This window comes from Salinispira pacifica, from assembly GCF_000507245.1.
Taxonomy (GTDB): Bacteria; Spirochaetota; Spirochaetia; order DSM-27196; family Salinispiraceae; genus Salinispira; species Salinispira pacifica.
This window is the reverse complement of sequence record NC_023035.1, coordinates 3,063,139-3,079,099: the sequence shown is the minus strand read 5'-3', so window position 1 is coordinate 3,079,099 and position 15,961 is coordinate 3,063,139. Positions and strand designations below refer to the sequence as shown.

The window sequence follows — 15,961 nt, the reverse complement described above, 5'->3', positions numbered from 1 at the left end:
TAGAAAGGGCCGGGGGAGGGCTTTGAAGCTGAGAAGACAGAATCTGAATTTTCAAATTGTCCTGGTTATAACGCTTCTGGTGCTAGGAAGTTTTGTGATACTGGGATCGGTACTTTCCGTACTCTTTCGCAGCAGCATTCTGGAAAGGGAATACCGGTACCTGGAACTTCTGGTGGAAACCTATGCCCGGCATCTGGAACAGCAGGTTGATAAGACCCGGTCCATCGTGAACGCCTACTCCTTTGAAAACAGTCTCCGAACCGCCATTCTCCAGGACGATCCCCGGCAGTCCCTCTATATGCTTGCCCTGGCCAGGGAGGCTTCAGCCTACCTTGAAGATATCGTGCTCATTAACCCCCGGGGAATCGTGGAGGCCTCCGGAAGCCTGAGGATGGAAGGAGAGACCATGCGTCAGTATCTGTCTTTCCGGCGAAGTCTGGAATCGGGAAAACCCGTGATGGATACCCGGGCGGTTACTTCCAGGGCCGGTGCTCCAAGCATCGGAATTGCAGCCCCGGTAATCCACGAAAACGAGACCATCGCCGTACTCATGGGGATATTCAATATTGAGAGGTTCGCAATAGATTTCCTCTCGTTCCGTCTCCCGGATGAAGACATGCAGATATATGTGATCGATGAAAGTTACCGTTATATTATTCACAGTGATCCGGATCTGAGAATGAAAACCCGGATTGAGGTTCTCAGCGGTCTTGGAATCATCAGGGATCCGCTGGAGAATTTTCAGGGTGATACTGCAGCCGGCAGCGAACGATACCGTCCTCCGGGATCTGTAACCGATCAGGAAATCTTTCCCTACAGAATGGGGGGCTCCCGGGTTGTTCAAATTGATGATGCTCTTCACGTGAATGTGCAAACAGGAATACTCCCCTGGTATATGGGAATAACCGTGGATTCGTATGAGCTCCACCGTCCGATCCGGAATATCAACCTTACAACAATCGCCGCGGGAATTATTTTTTCTCTGATCCTGTCTATCGCCCTGTACCTGTATCTCAGCCGCAGGCTGATACGCCCGCTTCTCTCCCTCCGGGACCGGGTGGCAGACTTTGAGGAAAATATGGAAACAATACGGCCGGTATTTTCCAGCACCAATGAGCTTTCGGAGCTTGAGCTCAGACTTGCTCACATGTCCACCACCATTCGTGAAAAGAATGAGCGAATCCAGACCATGTATGAACAGCTGCTCCAGTCAGAGAAACTGGCCTCCCTGGGAGGACTGGTGGGGGGGCTTTCACACGAGATGAATACTCCTCTGGGAAATGCCGTTACCATGATAAGCAATCTGAAACAGGAATTTTCGGAGATTCAACGGCAGGTTGATTCCGCTGCACTCACCCGCAGCGGGCTTGAGGATTTTCTCAGCTACGGAAGTGACGCGGTGAATCACAGCTTTATTAATTTGCGCAGGGCGACTGATCTGGTGAAAAATCTGAAACAGCTTGCGGTTGATCAGGGCAGTATGCGCCGGCGTGAGTTCAATCTCTTTGAGGTGGTGCAGGGGGTGGTATCCAGCATGGGGTTTCAGCTGAAACGGAAACGTGTTGAGGTGATACTTAACATAGACAGAGATATCGTCCTGGACTCCTATCCCGGACCGCTGGAACAGGTCTTTACCAATCTGATCGGCAATACCCTCCGCCACGGCATTCCCGGGGACGGTCCGGGGAGGATCACCATCAGCGGGCAGGAGTGGGAAGAGGGAACGATCCGGATCTATTACCGGGATAACGGTCAGGGCATCTCCACGGAAGTCAGAACATCCATATTTGAACCTTATATCAGTACAAAGATGGATGACGGCGGGAGCGGACTGGGAATGTTTCTGGTTCTGAATATCATCCAGGCAGTCTTCGGCGGGGAGATCGTTCTTGAAGATACCGGGCCTGCCGGGGCAGGATTCCGGATCAGTTTTCCCCGCACCCCGCCGGAGGGTCGCAGGGATGTGTTTCCCGTTATCCCTTCCGGATAATACGCTTCCTTCCGGATACTGAGCCGCCTTCTGCGGGATGAGCCTGGAGTTTTCTGACCCCCCGGCTCTGCTATTGATTATTTCCCCGGTGGATTGTACAAAGAACCAAGGTTCTAACGGAAAGCGGTGAAAATCCGCTGCGGACGCGCCACTGTAACCGGTATTATCGGAATCGTTTTGCCACTGGGACACTGGGAAGGCTGATTCCGACGGATATCCATCCAATCCGGAAGCCAGGAGACGGGAACCTTCATACAAACAACCTGTACGCGAACCTATTCTTATAGGAGTGCTCTATGATTTTTTCAATGAAACGGGCTGTTGCCGGCCTGTTGCTGGCTCTGGTGTTGGTGTTTCCACTGGCAGCAGCGGGAAGCGGTGAACAGACGGCGGAAACCCCGTCCGCCGCAGCTGAGTCTGCGGTCCCATCCGAATCCCCATCGGATTCAACACCGGAAACAGCCGATGCGATTGTTCGGACAAGCTATCCTCTGACCGTGAAAGACGGGCTCAATAATGAGGTAACCATCCAGAGCGAACCGGAATCAGTTGCCAGTCTTACGCTGTTCAGCGATGAGGTCCTGATGGACCTCATCTCCACCCGGCGGCTTGCGGCAATCACCAGCCTGGCGTCAGATCCGGTGTATTCCAATGTAGCCGACCGGGCGGAAGAGGTCCCCCGCCAGATCGACCTCAATGTTGAACTGCTCATCGAAATGTATCCTGATATGGTGTTTGTAGCCAACTGGAGCGACCAGTCCAAGGTGGAGCAGCTGGAACAGGCCGGGCTCACCGTGTACCGCATTCAAACTCCGGTGACCATGAATGGAATCCGGGAAGAAATCCTCAAACTGGGCAGAATTCTGAACGCCCCGGAGGAAGCCCGCCGGATAGTGGATGAAATGAACCGGACTCTGGAAGATGTGTCTCTGGCCCTGGAAAACCTGGAGCCGGAAGAGAAGCTCAGAACCATGGACTATAACACATGGGGAAGCGCAAGCGGCGGAGACACCACCTGGAACATCATTCTTGATCATGCGGGCCTCATCAATATCGCCGCATCATACGGAAGCGATGACTACGGACAGGTACCGGTATCCAAGGAACTTCTTATTGCGGAGCAGCCGGATCTTCTGTTTCTTCCCGGATGGGTCTGGGGCGAACCGGAGGCGGCAGAGGGCTTCAAAGATGAAGTGCAGAGCGATCCTTCCCTGCAGGACGTTCCCGCCGTTGAAAACCGGAGGCTCTACATGGTTCCGGAACATCTGAAATCCACCTACAGTCAGTATATTGCCGATTCGGTGCGCTTTGTTGCAGAGCGTGCGTATCCGGGCCTGTTTTAATCGGCATGTGTTCTGATCAGGGGGCGGCTGCAGGCCGTCACCCTGCCTCGTAGAACAGGATGATATGAAACGTACATTAATCCTTCCTGCACTCATACTGATGATGCTTCTGAGTTTAGTAATATCCATCGCCCTGGGAGCCGTGTCCCTTTCTCCGGGTGAGGTGCTGGAAGTTATTTCCGGGAAACTGTTTATGCCGGATCGTGAACTGCCAGCCTCCAATCTGGCAATTGTCTGGCACATCCGTCTTCCCAGGAGTCTTGCTGCCCTGCTTGCCGGCGCCGCCCTGGCGGTGAGCGGAGCAGCCGTCCAGGGAGTGTTCCGTAACCCCATGGCAAGCCCCGATATTCTGGGCATTTCCGCCGGCAGCAGTTTCGGAGCAGTCCTCACAATTGCCCTGGGTGTGAATATGATGCATTCATCGGTGCTGCCCGCCGCAGCCTTCACCGGAGCCATGCTTGCTTCTCTTTTCGTGTACCTCATCGGATCCAGCCGGGGAAGATCCCACCTTCTGTTTGTCATTCTGGCGGGTCTTGCAGTCTCCAGTTTTCTCAACGGTATGGTATCCGCCCTGCTGCTTTTCTCAGACAGATATGAAATGAGTCAGTTTCTGTTCTGGACCATGGGAGGGCTGGAAGGGGTGCAGTTCAGCCGTCTTATCTGGCCTGTTCCGGTGATTGCAGCCGGAGGAGGCGTGCTATTTCTGTTATCCGGCACCCTGAATCTTCTGGCCCTGGGCGATGAACAGGCTCACAGCCTGGGAGTACCGGTGGAGGCGGTTAAGCTGGGCATTCTCAGCCTTGCATCCCTGCTTACCGCAATGGCCATATCCCTGGCCGGTCCGGTGGGGTTTGTGGGGCTGATGGTTCCCCACCTTATGCGGATGATCATAGGGGCGGACAACCGAAGGCTTTTACCGGTTTCCGCAGCCGCCGGCGCGGTTTTCCTTCTCCTGTCCGACACCCTCGGAAGAATCCTCATACCACCGTATGAAATAAAGACCGGAATTATCACATCCATTATCGGGGGACCCTATTTTATTTACCTCATTATCCGGTATCAGAGAAAAGGACAGATAGGATGAGCCGGAAACGAAGAAACGGAAATACTGAACCGGAACGCCTGGACCCGAAAAGCGCCCCATCAGAATCCGGCGAACCCGGGACTGCGCCGCTGCTGGATGTTCAGGGGCTGAACTGCAGTATCGGAGATGTGCAGATTTTATCCCGGGTATCGTTCCATCTGCAGCGTGGGGAGATAATCGGGCTCATCGGTCCAAACGGCTCGGGGAAGAGCACTCTTCTTAAATGTATGCTGGGATTTCTCAGCAGCCGTTCCGGAAGCATCCGGGTTCTGGGGGATTCTCTTGATGAACTCAGCCACCGCCGCCGGGCAGAGCGTATTTCATATGTTGCCCAGGACGGCCCGGGGGATCTGAGTTTTTCCGCTCTGGAAGTGGTGGAGATGGGATCGTACCGCGGCATCGGGCGGGGTGTGCGGTCTTCCGACGACGACAGAGCCCTTGCGGAAAAAGCTCTTGATTATGTGGGACTGCGTCATATCCGCCACCGTCATTTCAACCATCTTTCCGGAGGAGAACGCCAGCTGGTACTCTTTGCCAGACTGTTGATGCAGAATACCCCGGTACTGCTTCTAGATGAACCCACCTCAAATCTGGATATCGGACACGAAAACACCCTGCTGGAAATGGTGGAAGAATTGACCCGGGAGGGGCGGGGAGCGGTGATTGCCATTCACAACCTCAACCTGGCTGCGGAATACTGCAGCCGTCTGATCCTCCTGGACAGGGGCCGGATTGTCAGCCAGGGGGAGCCGTCCGAGGTGCTCACCAGAGAACATATCGAATCGGCCTATTCAACCCGGGTAATGATCGGGAGAAATAAAAGCAGCGGTGCACCCTCGGTACATCCGGTGAGAAATTATCCTCAGGGGGGAAGAAAGCGCTTTCACATCATCGGCGGAGCGGGAAGCGGTATCAATATCACTCGGCTTCTGATTCGAAGGGGCATACAGTTCAGCGCAGGAATCGCCCACCGACTTGATTCCGATGCCGAGCTGTGGAACTCTCTGGACATCCCCCTGGTGGAAATTGAGCCCTTCAGCGAAATAGATGATGAAAGTTTTTCCCGGGCGAAAGCCCTTTGCAGGGAAGCGGATTACACGGTGCTTTGCAGTTTTCCCGTGGGAAGGGGAAATCTGAGGAATCTTGAACTGGCCTCCCATGCATCAAGGCTGATCATTATGGATGATTACATCCCCGAAACGGAGCCGACCCTCCGAAAGCCGGAAAATTTTGCGGAGCGCCGGAGTACAGTTTCCCACGGAAGCGCTGCTTCGGGGTGGAGCGGTGTGAGAAGCTTCCACGACCCCCGGGGGGAAGCGTTGTTCCGGAAGCTGAAAAAAGATGCAGTAATCATGAACTATTCCCGGCTGAGCCGGTTTCTGGACTCCCAGGATGACGGGGGGTTCTTGTAAGATCCCGGTAAATCCGTATATACTCCCTCCACTATGGCAAAATTTCACGAGAATCTCAGTCATTGGGCGGATCAGAATGCCCAGCGAATAACCGGAAGCAGAAAGAATGAGGACGGCAGTCCCAGGGAACAATATACCTGTGCCTCGGGGATAACCCCGTCGGGAACGGTACATATCGGAAATTTTCGGGAAATTATTACCGTTGATCTGGTGCACCGGGCTCTTCTCGATCGCGGCGTCAATTCCCGCTTTATTTACAGCTGGGACGATTACGATGTATTCCGTAAAATACCCAAAAATATGCCCCGTCAGGAAGAATTGGAAAAATACCTCAGGTGGCCCATAGTAGACGCTCCGGATCCCTGGGCGAAGGAATCAAGCTATGCCAGGGCCATGGAGACAGCCGTTGAATCAGTGCTTCCAAAACTGGGAATTCGCCCCGATTATATTTATCAGGCGGAAAAATACCGCCACAGCGACTATGCAGAGGGAATCCGCAAAGCCCTGGAGCACAGACGTGAAATCATGGATATTCTCAATGAGCATCGCACCACACCCCTGGCGGATGACTGGTGGCCCGTTTCCGTGTTCAGCAGTTTCACCCATAAAGATACCACCAGGGTATTAAGCTGGGACGGTGAGTGGAGCATCCGCTACCTCTGTGAAGAGAGCGGAAAAGAGGAAACTCTGGATCTTCGGACCAGCTCAAACGTCAAACTGCCATGGCGGATCGACTGGCCCATGCGCTGGAATTATGAACATGTGGATTTTGAACCTGCGGGAAAAGAGCATCATTCAGCCGGAGGCTCATTTGATACCGCAAAACGGATATCAAAGGCAGTGTATGATTTCGATGCACCGGTAAGTTTTAAATACGATTTTATCAGCATTAAAGGCCAGGGCGGTAAAATCAGCTCCTCCCTGGGAAATGTGGTGAGCATTGAGGACGTGCTGAAGGTATATCAGCCGGAGATCGTGCGCTACCTCTTTGCCGGGACCCGTCCAAATGCAGAGTTTTCCATCAGTTTCGATCTTGACGTAATAAAAATTTATGAGGATTACGACCGCTGCGAACGGATCTATTTCGGTGAAGAAGAGGCCAACGAAAAACGGCAGGCGAAAGAAGGCCGGATCTATGAACTGAGCCAGTTGGATCCACGGGCCGTAAGCCGGAAAGAATCCCGGCGGGAAGGGAAGGGCGGCCTCCTTCAGATTCCGTTCCGCCATTTGTGCAATCTGCTCCTTATTCATAACGGGGATATTGAGACCGCCGTTCAGGCGTTCCCCGGAATACAAGAGGCCGTATCCGACGGCCGCATGAGCGAAGAAGATCTTCAGGATGCCCTGGTGAGGGCTCAATGCGCCTGGAACTGGATTCAGGAGTATGCCCCGGAAGATTTCCGCTTTTCCGTGAACCCGGGGGGCGAAAGGGTTCTTGAGCTGGACGATTCTCAAACGTCAGGGGTTTCCGCACTGGTTGCCCTGCTGGAAAAAGGGATCGGTGGACTTGAGGACAAAGAACTTCAGGATGAAATATATAGTATAGCCAGAACTGCCGGTATTGAACCCAAGGATTTCTTCACTCTGTTATACAGGCTGGTTATCTCCAAGGAAAAGGGCCCGAGACTCGCCGGATTCCTGAAAACCCTGGGGGAAGACAGGGTGCTTTCCATTCTCAGACCATACACGGCGTCCTGACACCGGGTGGTGACCGCCATGTACAGCCGGGGCGATTTGTAATAGGCATTCCCCTTTTATATACTTAAACATGATATAAGGGGGAACCGTGAAATTTTTTTCCCGGCTTCTGGCCTTTCTGACCCGCAGCTATGCGGGTGAGCGGCAGGATCTGTTTAGAAAAGCCCAGACCATTGCCATTCTCAATCTCCTCTTCCTCGTATTGCTTCTGTTCTTTTTTTTATTGAACCTGATATTTACCGGTGCGTTCGCCCAGGATGCACAAATTTTACTTTCGCTGGCCGCACTGGTGTTTATTAATCTGGTAATGCTCAGAGCCCGCAGGCTGCATCTTGCGGTGTATTCCAGCATCATTTCCCTCATGCTGGCATTCAGCCTGATAGTTTTTCTCAGCAGCGGAAGAAGTGTGCTGAAGATTTACAACCTGGGCTTCTATTATATTTTTATCATTCTCGTAGCAGGACTGGTTGGCACGAGCTGGCATCAGAGTGCCTTCACCGGAGTTGCTTCCATGGTGTTGGGGAGCTGGTTTTTCTTTTTCAGCATTGTGCCTGCTGTGACGGGGTCCAGTGACATCACAGCCCCCGAGCCTGGACAGTTTATCGGGCTTTCCGACAGCTACGCTTCGGTAATGCTGATACTTTTTGCGGCGACCTTTGTTTCCCTGTTTCTGAACATGCAGCTTCAACGGGCCTTCGGCGAACTGCATCAGCTGAATAATGAACTTGAAGCAGAGGTTCAGAATCAAACCAGTGAATTACAGGAAACCCTGGACAGGCTGAGACATTCCAAGGCCCAGCTGGTTGAGTCGGAAAAGCTTGCGGCTCTGGGAGGGCTGGTCGGCGGTATCAGCCATGAAATCAACACTCCCCTGGGAAACAGCCTCACTGCAGTCACTCATGGTGAAAACATCCTGAACAGGCTGGTGGAAGAATTTCAATCAGGCAGCATGAGCAAATCCGGTTTTACCTCGGGCATAGAAGATATTCATCAGTCTCATAAAATCATTCAAAGAAATCTTAAGGCGGCAATAGACCTGCTGGAACGGTTCAAACGGATATCATCGGATCAGCATTCCGAACGGCTCCAGCGTTTTAACGTCCGGAATGAAATTGATAATGTGCTGGTTGCCCATCAAAACACTCTTAAACGGCTGAATGAACTTACCATTGATATAGAAGGACCGCCGGATCTGGAAGTTGTGGGGTATCCGGGCATGATCTGGCAAATTCTCACCAACTTTCTGCAGAACAGCCTGAAACACGGGCTCTCAGACGGGAAAGGATCAATCCGAATTGTGTATTCCATGTGGGATGAAAATACGGAAAACGGGTCGGTGAGTGATAATGAGCTTATAATCAGTTTTTCTGATGATGGAGCGGGGATGAGCAGTTCTGTGAGGGAAAGGATCTATGAGCCGTTTTTCACCACAAACCGTGAAGAGGGCGGTACAGGCCTGGGCCTGAATATCGTGTATAACCTGGTGCAGCAGATGGGCGGCACGCTTCACTGTGTGAGCAGTCCCGGTATGGGAGCGCGTTTTATCATCCGTATCCCGGTGAACTCTGCGTTGGACGGCATGGGTGAAAACAGTGTATGATGCCCTGGTTATGAACCGGCGGGCACGTCCGCTATACGGGGGAATCATGGAACAGAATGAAATGAAGAAAGCCTGCGGATATGCGGTGATCGACCAATGTGTAGTCAGCGGTATGAAAGTGGGGATGGGAACCGGAAGCACCGCCTATTATGCCATTGAACGTCTTTCTCAACGTCTCCAAAGCGGTGATCTGAAAAATGTCGTGGCTGTGGCAACCAGTTTTTCCACACAAGCCCTCTGTCAGGAAAAGGGAATACCGGTGTTCAGTCTGAACGACAGCAGAATAGACGGCCGCCTGGATTGTGCGATTGACGGGGCCGATGAAGTCAACCCTGCCAATCAGCTCATTAAGGGCGGAGGCGCAGCACACCTGCTGGAAAAAATTGTGGAGTACAGCGCAGATGATTTCTATGTAATTGTGGATGAAAGCAAACTTGTTGATGTACTCAACCGCAGCTTCCCTGTTCCCCTTGAAATTATCCCCGAGAGCCGACGGGCGGTGACTCGAAACCTGGAAAAAGCCGGTTTTTCTGTGGAACTGCGAATGGCGAAGGCGAAGGTGGGACCGATTATAACCGACAGCGGCAACCAGATTCTTGATATCTTCACATCAGACGGACAGGGAATGGCTTCCGGGGGCGAATGCGACCCCGTTGATATGGAAAAATTCCTGAGCACCATTCCCGGTGTAGTGGAATCGGGGCTGTTCACCCGGCCGGTCACAAGGGTGTTTATCGGAACTCCCGAGGGGATTCAGTCCCGGGGCTGATGTCGAGAATCCTCCTGAGAGTATGGGCGGCTTGGGTAATTTTCCGGAATTTTTCCGAGTTCCGCTCACGGGCTGAAGGTCCCGGGCGTCGCCCCGTGCCGGCGCCGCTATGGTCTGCAGGAGGCGGGTTCACCCCGTCAGCACCGGCATCCGGGTGATATTTCTTGCTCAGCTCTCTGAAGCGGCGGTTCAGCTCGTCCCGATTCAGGGGCTCCGTAAGCCCCAGCGTTTCCATGGCCTCATCTTTCTGCCAGTACGCGTTCAGCAGCCGGGATGCGGTTCTCAGCATGCCGGCCACCGATTCTTCATCCGCTTCTTCATAGTTTGACCAGTCCAGATAGTATTCTCTCAACGGGTCAGCCGGATCAAGTGATTGTTCTGCAGGCTTTTCTGTGGTGTGATCCGGTACCGGCCTTTTCCCGCTTTCCGCGGCCGGCTGGTAATTCACTATTCTGATATCCAGGCAAAAAATATTCAGGTCCTGTCCGCTGCGCCAGAGTTGTCTTTGAAGATGATACAGACAATGAAACAGGAAGAAGTGGGAATGGTAGATTTCCAGCGGTTCGCTTTCAGCTGAATTGAAAACTCCTGCGAATCTTTCCTGGAGAAGTTTTAAAAGCTGATATTCTGTAATCCCCTCCGGATAGTTCTTCAGGATCTCTTCAAGATGGGGGAGAATCTGATCAGCCAGCAATGCCGCCTCTGCGGATGTTCCGGCAATTTTCATGTAGTAACCTCCGATACCCTGCAGGCTGTAATTCGGCACCAGCCTGCATTGTACCGGATACCACTGTTGTTATTGAATCCTGAGACCTGCTGTAAAACTCAATGTGCCAAGGTTATTCAGACCATAGTCCTGAACCGCCTGGGTCCAGTATTTATCCTCAAACTGACTGATCCCCTCGCTTGTTCCTCCCAGAAAGCGGATATTCAGGAAGGTATCCACCCTGTTTTCCACAGGAACAAGCAGCCTCAGCGAACTGTCCAGAAGACTGCCGGTGAATTCGAAATTCGCTCCATTGATGATGGCGGAGCTTGCGTAAATACCCGTGGCTTCTGCCTCCAACCGGATTCCCGATCCCAGTGTGTAACCGAAATGGGCGTAAAGACTGGGCACAAGCCCAAGGTTCTGGTTGGTGGTTGCACTGCTGCCGTCCCGTGCAGCGAAGCTGATGGATGCATTCCTGAACTGCAGCGCAGCGCCGGCGAACAGATCCAGATCATCGGCAGGTAAAATATCGTAGCCGTAGCTGAACCGCCAGAACGGGAACCCGTAGCTCAGCTCCATGGGAGTTCCGGATGGGAAGGTGACTCCGTCTATGGTCACATCATCCCGGAACGTAACCGATGTGTTGATGGTAAGGGGCTGATACAGGGCGGTAAAAAGGTGACGCCGGTTAAGGGTGAAGCCCAATCTGTACCTGCTGAACGGAAAGAGGATTTCCTGGCCTCCCTGGGTAATGAAATTGAACCTGGTTCCCGGGTCACCGGATTGAAAGACATGCGTGAGAACTTTTACGAAACCCGCTTCGGTTTCGAAAAACGGTGAAAGACCTTCGCCGGGTTCATTTTGAGCTGATACGGGCAGGGCCATGATCAGTATCAGCACCATGAAAATTGCGGGCTTTCCAAATCTTGAATGTTTCATCTGTGTGCTCCTTTATTACAGCAGCTTTGCCGCCGTGGAGGTGTTTGTTGGATCAAAGGTATTGAAAAGACCCGGGAAGGTAAAGAAATTTGTCTTGAGTGTCTAAATTAAAGAGTGCCCCAAAGAGTGTGGAAAGCACTCAGAATGGGAAGAATACTGCTATATCGATGGAAAAATGCCGCCTTTCAGGCCTGTACTGATGCCGGGAAATATGAATTTTACCCAACCAGTAACTCCAGGCCCAGATTCCACACTCTTTGGGGCTGTTTTAAGGATTCACGGCTCTGAAGCAGAATAAAAAAGGACCCGCCATTGAGACGGGTCCGGAAAAGGCTGGTCAGGGATCTCTGCCTACCAGTTTTCTCTGATAAGTTCGAAGTACGCCTGGGGAAATCCGCATGCAGGGCATTTATTGGGGGCTTTTTCGCCTTCATAAATGTATCCGCAGTTAAGACAGGCCCAAAGTACTTTTTCATCCTTTTTGAAAACCTTCTCGTTGAGAATGTTGTTTCTCAGCGCATTGTAGCGTTTTTCATGCTGTTTCTCTGCAACACATACTGCGTTAAATACTGCGGAGATCTGGGGGAATCCTTCTTCTTTGGCCACATCTGCAAATTCCTTGTACATGGTGGTCCATTCGTAGTTTTCCCCTGCTGCTGCGGCCTTCAGGTTTTCTTCGGTACTCAGAACTTCCCCTGCAGGGAATGCAGCCTGAACTTCAACTTCGCCGCCTTCCAGAAAATTGAAGAACCGTTTTGCATGTTCCCGTTCCTGGTTGGCAGTTTCTTCAAAAATCTCCGCTATCTGCTCATAGCCCTCTTCACGGGCTTTGATTGCGAAATAGGTATATCGATTGCGGGCCTGGGACTCGCCTGCGAACGCAGTAAGCAGGTTTTTCTCAGTCCTTGTGCCTTTTACACTTGCCATATAAACCTCCTGTAGTTTGTGGCTTCGGTACAGGTCAAGTGTGAACCTTCAAAGGGATAAACGCAAGGACTTTATGTTTACCAAAGAACTTGACTATAGGTTGCGGTCCCGGGCCCTGGTCTGTTTTACGTCCTGTGGCTGTCACAGTTGAATATTGGAGATAAAATTTTCCAGCTGGTTTCGCTTTTGCTGAATTTCCCGGTCGATCCGGTCAAGATCCCTTCGTATCTGCACAAGATTATCTTCCTGATCGTTTAAATCCTCCAGGTAACGACGATAAATCTCGCTTTCCCTGTCCAGGTTCTCCATATTCCTGGAAATCCGCTGCTGTTCATCATATATCCGTTGGCGGCGGTTTCGCAGCAACCGGGCTTCATCGTTGAGAGAATCTATAGTGCTGCGGAACTCAAGCAGCCTGTTCAGTACGCTTCGTTGTTCGGAGCTCAATGCCGATGAACTGAGAAGCTGCAGAAACAGATCCTGCCGTGCAGAGTTCAGCTCATATCTTCTGGAGATCAGCTGTTCTTCCCTTATTCTGAGTGTCGACAGGGAGGAATTATTCAGCTGTGCCGGCTCCAGACGGAAGGAGCGGGTTTGCGCTTCGTCCCGGGTTGACGGTTCCAGATTCTGCTCGTCCTCTTCCGGTCCGGAAATGACTGTGCCGGATTGAAGGGTCCATCCGCTGTTCACCGGATGCCGGATAACAAGGGGCGTACCGATCTCCGTCTCAGCTGATATGTGATAATCCGTTGTCCGGGTCTGAAGCAGCTCGCTTCGAAGATATCCGTCGCTGATGATGATTGTCCTGATAATTCCGTCGCCGCTGCTTCGCTCCTCTGAAACCACGAGGCCCTGCTCAAGGGCGTACTCCACCGATTGAGATTCTCCTCCGGAGGTGTAGGGAAGCAGGGCCTCTCCGGCAAAACCGTCTCCGTCGTATAATGCCAGAGGTCCGCTGACCAGCTGCAGATTTTGCGGCAATTCAAATTCCACGGCGCGGTATACAGACTGATTTTGTCCTCCGGTGTAGCTGAGGTAGCTGTCCACTGCCAGGGTTTCCGAGAGGATGGGGACCATCGCAGAACTGCCGGAGAGTACGCTCACCGGCCGGGTGATCTCATATTCAACCAGGGTTCCCAGGCTGCCGCGATCTGTCGCCATGGCTCCGGGTTCCACCGATGAGCCGGAAAATCTGTCTGCGGCCGACCGGCTGTCCATGATGGCGGATTCGCTCATGGCGGGAGCCGATGCAAACATCTCCTGCTTCATGGCCCGTTCATTGGGAGGTTCTGCAGCAGCGTTCCCGGGCAGGCTGAGCTCCGGGCGGTCTATGTAGCGGGCACTGTACAGGTCCATGACAAACGAAACGGGGTTGGCTGTGGAGAGATTCAGCTGGATATTATTCCAGTCGCGGCTGCCGGTGTTATCAACAATGGACCATCCCTCCAGCGTTGCTTCCCCGCCGGAGGATTCGTGATTATCCACTACCAGACGATAGCTGCTTTTCCACCTGGGGGCGGGACGCAGATATGTGAGTTGGATTCTCCGGCTGCCTTCACCCTCATGGGCAATTCTGAGAGTTTTCCCTGAATTATCTGAAGACGTACGGAGCTGCCGTGCAGCGGTCTCAAGATCGTTTTCAATGGCAGCGGAATGGAATTCAAGGCGGTTGATGGAACTGATGTCCACTCTCCGGAGTCCCCGGCTGCCGTTCAGATTCACTACAGTCCGGAGGGGTGAATCTCCGCCGGGCCTGTTGCCGACGGAGCTTCCTGAAGATGCTGCCTCAACGCTGAGAATCTCCCCCCGGACTTTTCCAGTACGGGTGTGTACGGTCACTTCTTCCCCGGCGGCTCTCCTGAGCATCTCTTCCATTCCAGGGTTTCCGCTCAGATCCAGGGCAAGTCGGCTCAGGCTGCGCTGAAGGGGCTCGCTGGCTGGAAATCCTGCGGAGAGTATTCTGCCGCCGTCCAGATCCCTGACAACCAGAGTCTTGAGGATATCCAGGAGTTCCTCCTGCTGTACCGGAACCTCCAGGATGCCCGAACCGGTCACTTCCGATTCCACGGTTACGAGACTGGTGCCGTTGGTAAACATGGTGACTTCCCGGATCTCGGGCTCGGGCCGGGGTTCGGGTTCCCCCATTGCCCAAAGAGAGTATGTTCCTGCAACCAGCAGTATGAAAAGCACCTGAATTCTTGGGAAGCAATGTTTCATGAATATCTCCTGATATGTAGCTGTTGATATGTGACTGATGATATGCAACTGATGCGGCTGAAAACATCAGCGGATCTCCCGTCCGTTGGGCGGAATCTATTTCATCAGCCTGCGGAGTACCGCATCATTTCTGCGCCATTTGGGATTGGTTTTGACCCGCAGATCAAGATGAATACGGTAGGGAAAAAGTCTGCCGATCTCTTTCTGGCTTTTTACCCGTATTTCCTTGATTCCCGTGCCTCCCTTTCCTACAACCAGTCCAACCTGGCTTTTTGTCTCAACAACAACCGAAGCCCGTATCCATAACTGGGGAATTTTCCCTTCTTCCCGTTCATTGATCTCCATATCGTGAATTTCCACATACATGGCATGGGGGAGTTCATCCCGGGCGTTCATCATGGCCCGTTCGCGGATTATTTCCGCGATGCGGAACTCGGGATCCTGGTCGGTGTAGTAATCCTCGGGATACAGGGCTTCTCCTTCGGGGGAAATGCTGAAAAGTGCCTGTTTCAGCTCTTCAAGCCCGTGGCCGGTTGCTGCTGAAATTTCCATTCCGGGGGGGAGGGAACCCGGGGATTCCTCCAGTAACTCCCGAAGTCTCTCAGGTGAAGCAATATCCGTTTTATTGAAGGCGATTACCAGGGGAGCTTTCTGACCGCTTAATAGAGCGATGAGCTGCATCTCCTCCTCCCCGGGGGGACGGCTGGCATCCAGCACATAGAGAATTCCGTCGCAGTCACTCAGGGATTCGCTCACCAGATTCCGCATTTCGAGATTGTATTTCCTCTCCGAGTTATGAAACCCCGGGGTGTCCATGAATATCAGCTGTCCCGCCTCATCATTCATAATGCCTTTGATTTTGTTCCGGGTAGTCTGGGGAACCGGACTGACTATTGATATTTTTTCACCGCAGAGGGCGTTCATCAGGGTGGATTTCCCCGCTGAAGGTCTGCCTACGATGGCGATTATTGCCGATTTTTTCATCTGTTATCCTTATACTATCCTTATACGCCGGAGCAGCCATGTGAGATATGCCGGAACACCCATGTGAGGGCTCTCATGGACCGGGATTCACCTGTACTTTTTCGGCTGTGGGCTGTATGTTAAGCGGCACCAAAGAGTGCTCCGGAAAAACTGATATTGCCGGAACTCATTTGAATGTAGTATGGTTTACTCACCGCATTTTCACTATATTACATCAGTCGAGACATTTTCAAAAGTCAGCATTTTTTGAAATTGCCGTAATCCACAAAATACTACTGGAGCGTGTATG

12 protein-coding genes and 1 riboswitch are annotated in these 15,961 nt (G+C 52.5%); of the genes, 7 read left to right on the top strand and 5 right to left on the bottom strand.

Features of this window, described 5'->3' with window-relative positions; genetic code table 11:
- The first annotated feature begins 22 nt into the window (after window positions 1–22).
- The 7 genes from L21SP2_RS17520 (at window position 23) to rpiA (ending at window position 9,896) form a co-directional block, all read left to right on the top strand.
- Window positions 23–1,990: a sensor histidine kinase gene (locus tag L21SP2_RS17520; RefSeq protein ID WP_024269104.1), complete on the top strand. Its 1,968-nt coding sequence runs from the start codon at window positions 23–25 to the stop codon at window positions 1,988–1,990.
- Window positions 1,991–2,108: 118 nt separating this feature from the next.
- Window positions 2,109–2,232: riboswitch (cobalamin riboswitch) on the top strand.
- Between the two features lie 54 nt (window positions 2,233–2,286).
- On the top strand, window positions 2,287–3,333 hold the full coding sequence (locus tag L21SP2_RS13455; protein WP_024269103.1) for an ABC transporter substrate-binding protein: 1,047 nt from the start codon (window positions 2,287–2,289) through the stop codon (window positions 3,331–3,333).
- A gap of 64 nt (window positions 3,334–3,397) precedes the next feature.
- Window positions 3,398–4,417 (top strand): FecCD family ABC transporter permease, encoded by a 1,020-nt coding sequence (locus L21SP2_RS13450; protein ID WP_024269102.1) that lies wholly within the window; start codon window positions 3,398–3,400, stop codon window positions 4,415–4,417.
- Entirely contained in the window at window positions 4,414–5,829 is a 1,416-nt protein-coding gene (locus L21SP2_RS13445; RefSeq protein WP_024269101.1) for an ABC transporter ATP-binding protein, read from the top strand. The genes L21SP2_RS13450 and L21SP2_RS13445 overlap by 4 nt, the downstream gene beginning before the upstream one ends.
- A gap of 33 nt (window positions 5,830–5,862) precedes the next feature.
- The gene (gene lysS, locus L21SP2_RS13440) at window positions 5,863–7,527 is read left to right on the top strand and encodes a lysine--tRNA ligase (protein WP_024269100.1); all 1,665 of its coding nucleotides are present in this window, start codon (window positions 5,863–5,865) and stop codon (window positions 7,525–7,527) included.
- An 88-nt stretch (window positions 7,528–7,615) separates the two neighbouring features.
- A complete protein-coding gene (locus L21SP2_RS17515; protein WP_024269099.1) occupies window positions 7,616–9,127 on the top strand; it encodes a sensor histidine kinase in 1,512 nt (503 codons plus the stop codon).
- Window positions 9,111–9,896 (top strand): ribose-5-phosphate isomerase RpiA, encoded by a 786-nt coding sequence (rpiA, locus tag L21SP2_RS13430; protein WP_211233425.1) that lies wholly within the window; start codon window positions 9,111–9,113, stop codon window positions 9,894–9,896. Before L21SP2_RS17515 ends, rpiA begins: the two co-directional genes overlap by 17 nt.
- Here the strand turns inward: rpiA and L21SP2_RS13425 are convergent.
- The 5 genes from L21SP2_RS13425 to era all read right to left on the bottom strand — a co-directional run bounded on the left by L21SP2_RS13425 (window position 9,859) and on the right by era (window position 15,672).
- Complete coding sequence (locus tag L21SP2_RS13425) at window positions 9,859–10,623, bottom strand: DNA-J related domain-containing protein (RefSeq protein ID WP_024269097.1); 765 nt, start codon at window positions 10,621–10,623, stop codon at window positions 9,859–9,861. The genes rpiA and L21SP2_RS13425 overlap by 38 nt on opposite strands.
- 69 nt (window positions 10,624–10,692) lie before the next feature.
- Window positions 10,693–11,544 carry a hypothetical protein gene (locus tag L21SP2_RS13420; RefSeq protein WP_041401618.1) on the bottom strand — a complete coding sequence of 284 codons (852 nt, stop codon included), beginning with the start codon at window positions 11,542–11,544 and terminating at the stop codon, window positions 10,693–10,695.
- A gap of 351 nt (window positions 11,545–11,895) precedes the next feature.
- Entirely contained in the window at window positions 11,896–12,471 is a 576-nt protein-coding gene (gene rbr, locus L21SP2_RS13415; RefSeq protein WP_024269093.1) for a rubrerythrin, read from the bottom strand.
- Window positions 12,472–12,612: 141 nt separating this feature from the next.
- Complete coding sequence (locus tag L21SP2_RS13410; RefSeq protein WP_024269092.1) at window positions 12,613–14,688, bottom strand: DUF4139 domain-containing protein; 2,076 nt, start codon at window positions 14,686–14,688, stop codon at window positions 12,613–12,615.
- Window positions 14,689–14,784: 96 nt separating this feature from the next.
- The gene (era, locus tag L21SP2_RS13405; protein ID WP_024269091.1) at window positions 14,785–15,672 is read right to left on the bottom strand and encodes a GTPase Era; all 888 of its coding nucleotides are present in this window, start codon (window positions 15,670–15,672) and stop codon (window positions 14,785–14,787) included.
- Window positions 15,673–15,961 lie beyond the last annotated feature (289 nt).

What these genes read in the sequence shown, in the direction of transcription:
- L21SP2_RS13420 (WP_041401618.1), bottom strand. Translation starts at nt 11,544, where the DNA reads ATGAAACATTCAAGATTTGGAAAGCCCGCAATTTTCATGGTGCTGATA.
- era (WP_024269091.1), bottom strand. Translation starts at nt 15,672, where the DNA reads ATGAAAAAATCGGCAATAATCGCCATCGTAGGCAGACCTTCAGCGGGG.
- L21SP2_RS13455 (WP_024269103.1), top strand. Translation starts at nt 2,287, where the DNA reads ATGATTTTTTCAATGAAACGGGCTGTTGCCGGCCTGTTGCTGGCTCTG.
- L21SP2_RS13425 (WP_024269097.1), bottom strand. Translation starts at nt 10,623, where the DNA reads ATGAAAATTGCCGGAACATCCGCAGAGGCGGCATTGCTGGCTGATCAG.
- lysS (WP_024269100.1), top strand. Translation starts at nt 5,863, where the DNA reads ATGGCAAAATTTCACGAGAATCTCAGTCATTGGGCGGATCAGAATGCC.
- L21SP2_RS13450 (WP_024269102.1), top strand. Translation starts at nt 3,398, where the DNA reads ATGAAACGTACATTAATCCTTCCTGCACTCATACTGATGATGCTTCTG.
- L21SP2_RS13410 (WP_024269092.1), bottom strand. Translation starts at nt 14,688, where the DNA reads ATGAAACATTGCTTCCCAAGAATTCAGGTGCTTTTCATACTGCTGGTT.
- L21SP2_RS13445 (WP_024269101.1), top strand. Translation starts at nt 4,414, where the DNA reads ATGAGCCGGAAACGAAGAAACGGAAATACTGAACCGGAACGCCTGGAC.
- rbr (WP_024269093.1), bottom strand. Translation starts at nt 12,471, where the DNA reads ATGGCAAGTGTAAAAGGCACAAGGACTGAGAAAAACCTGCTTACTGCG.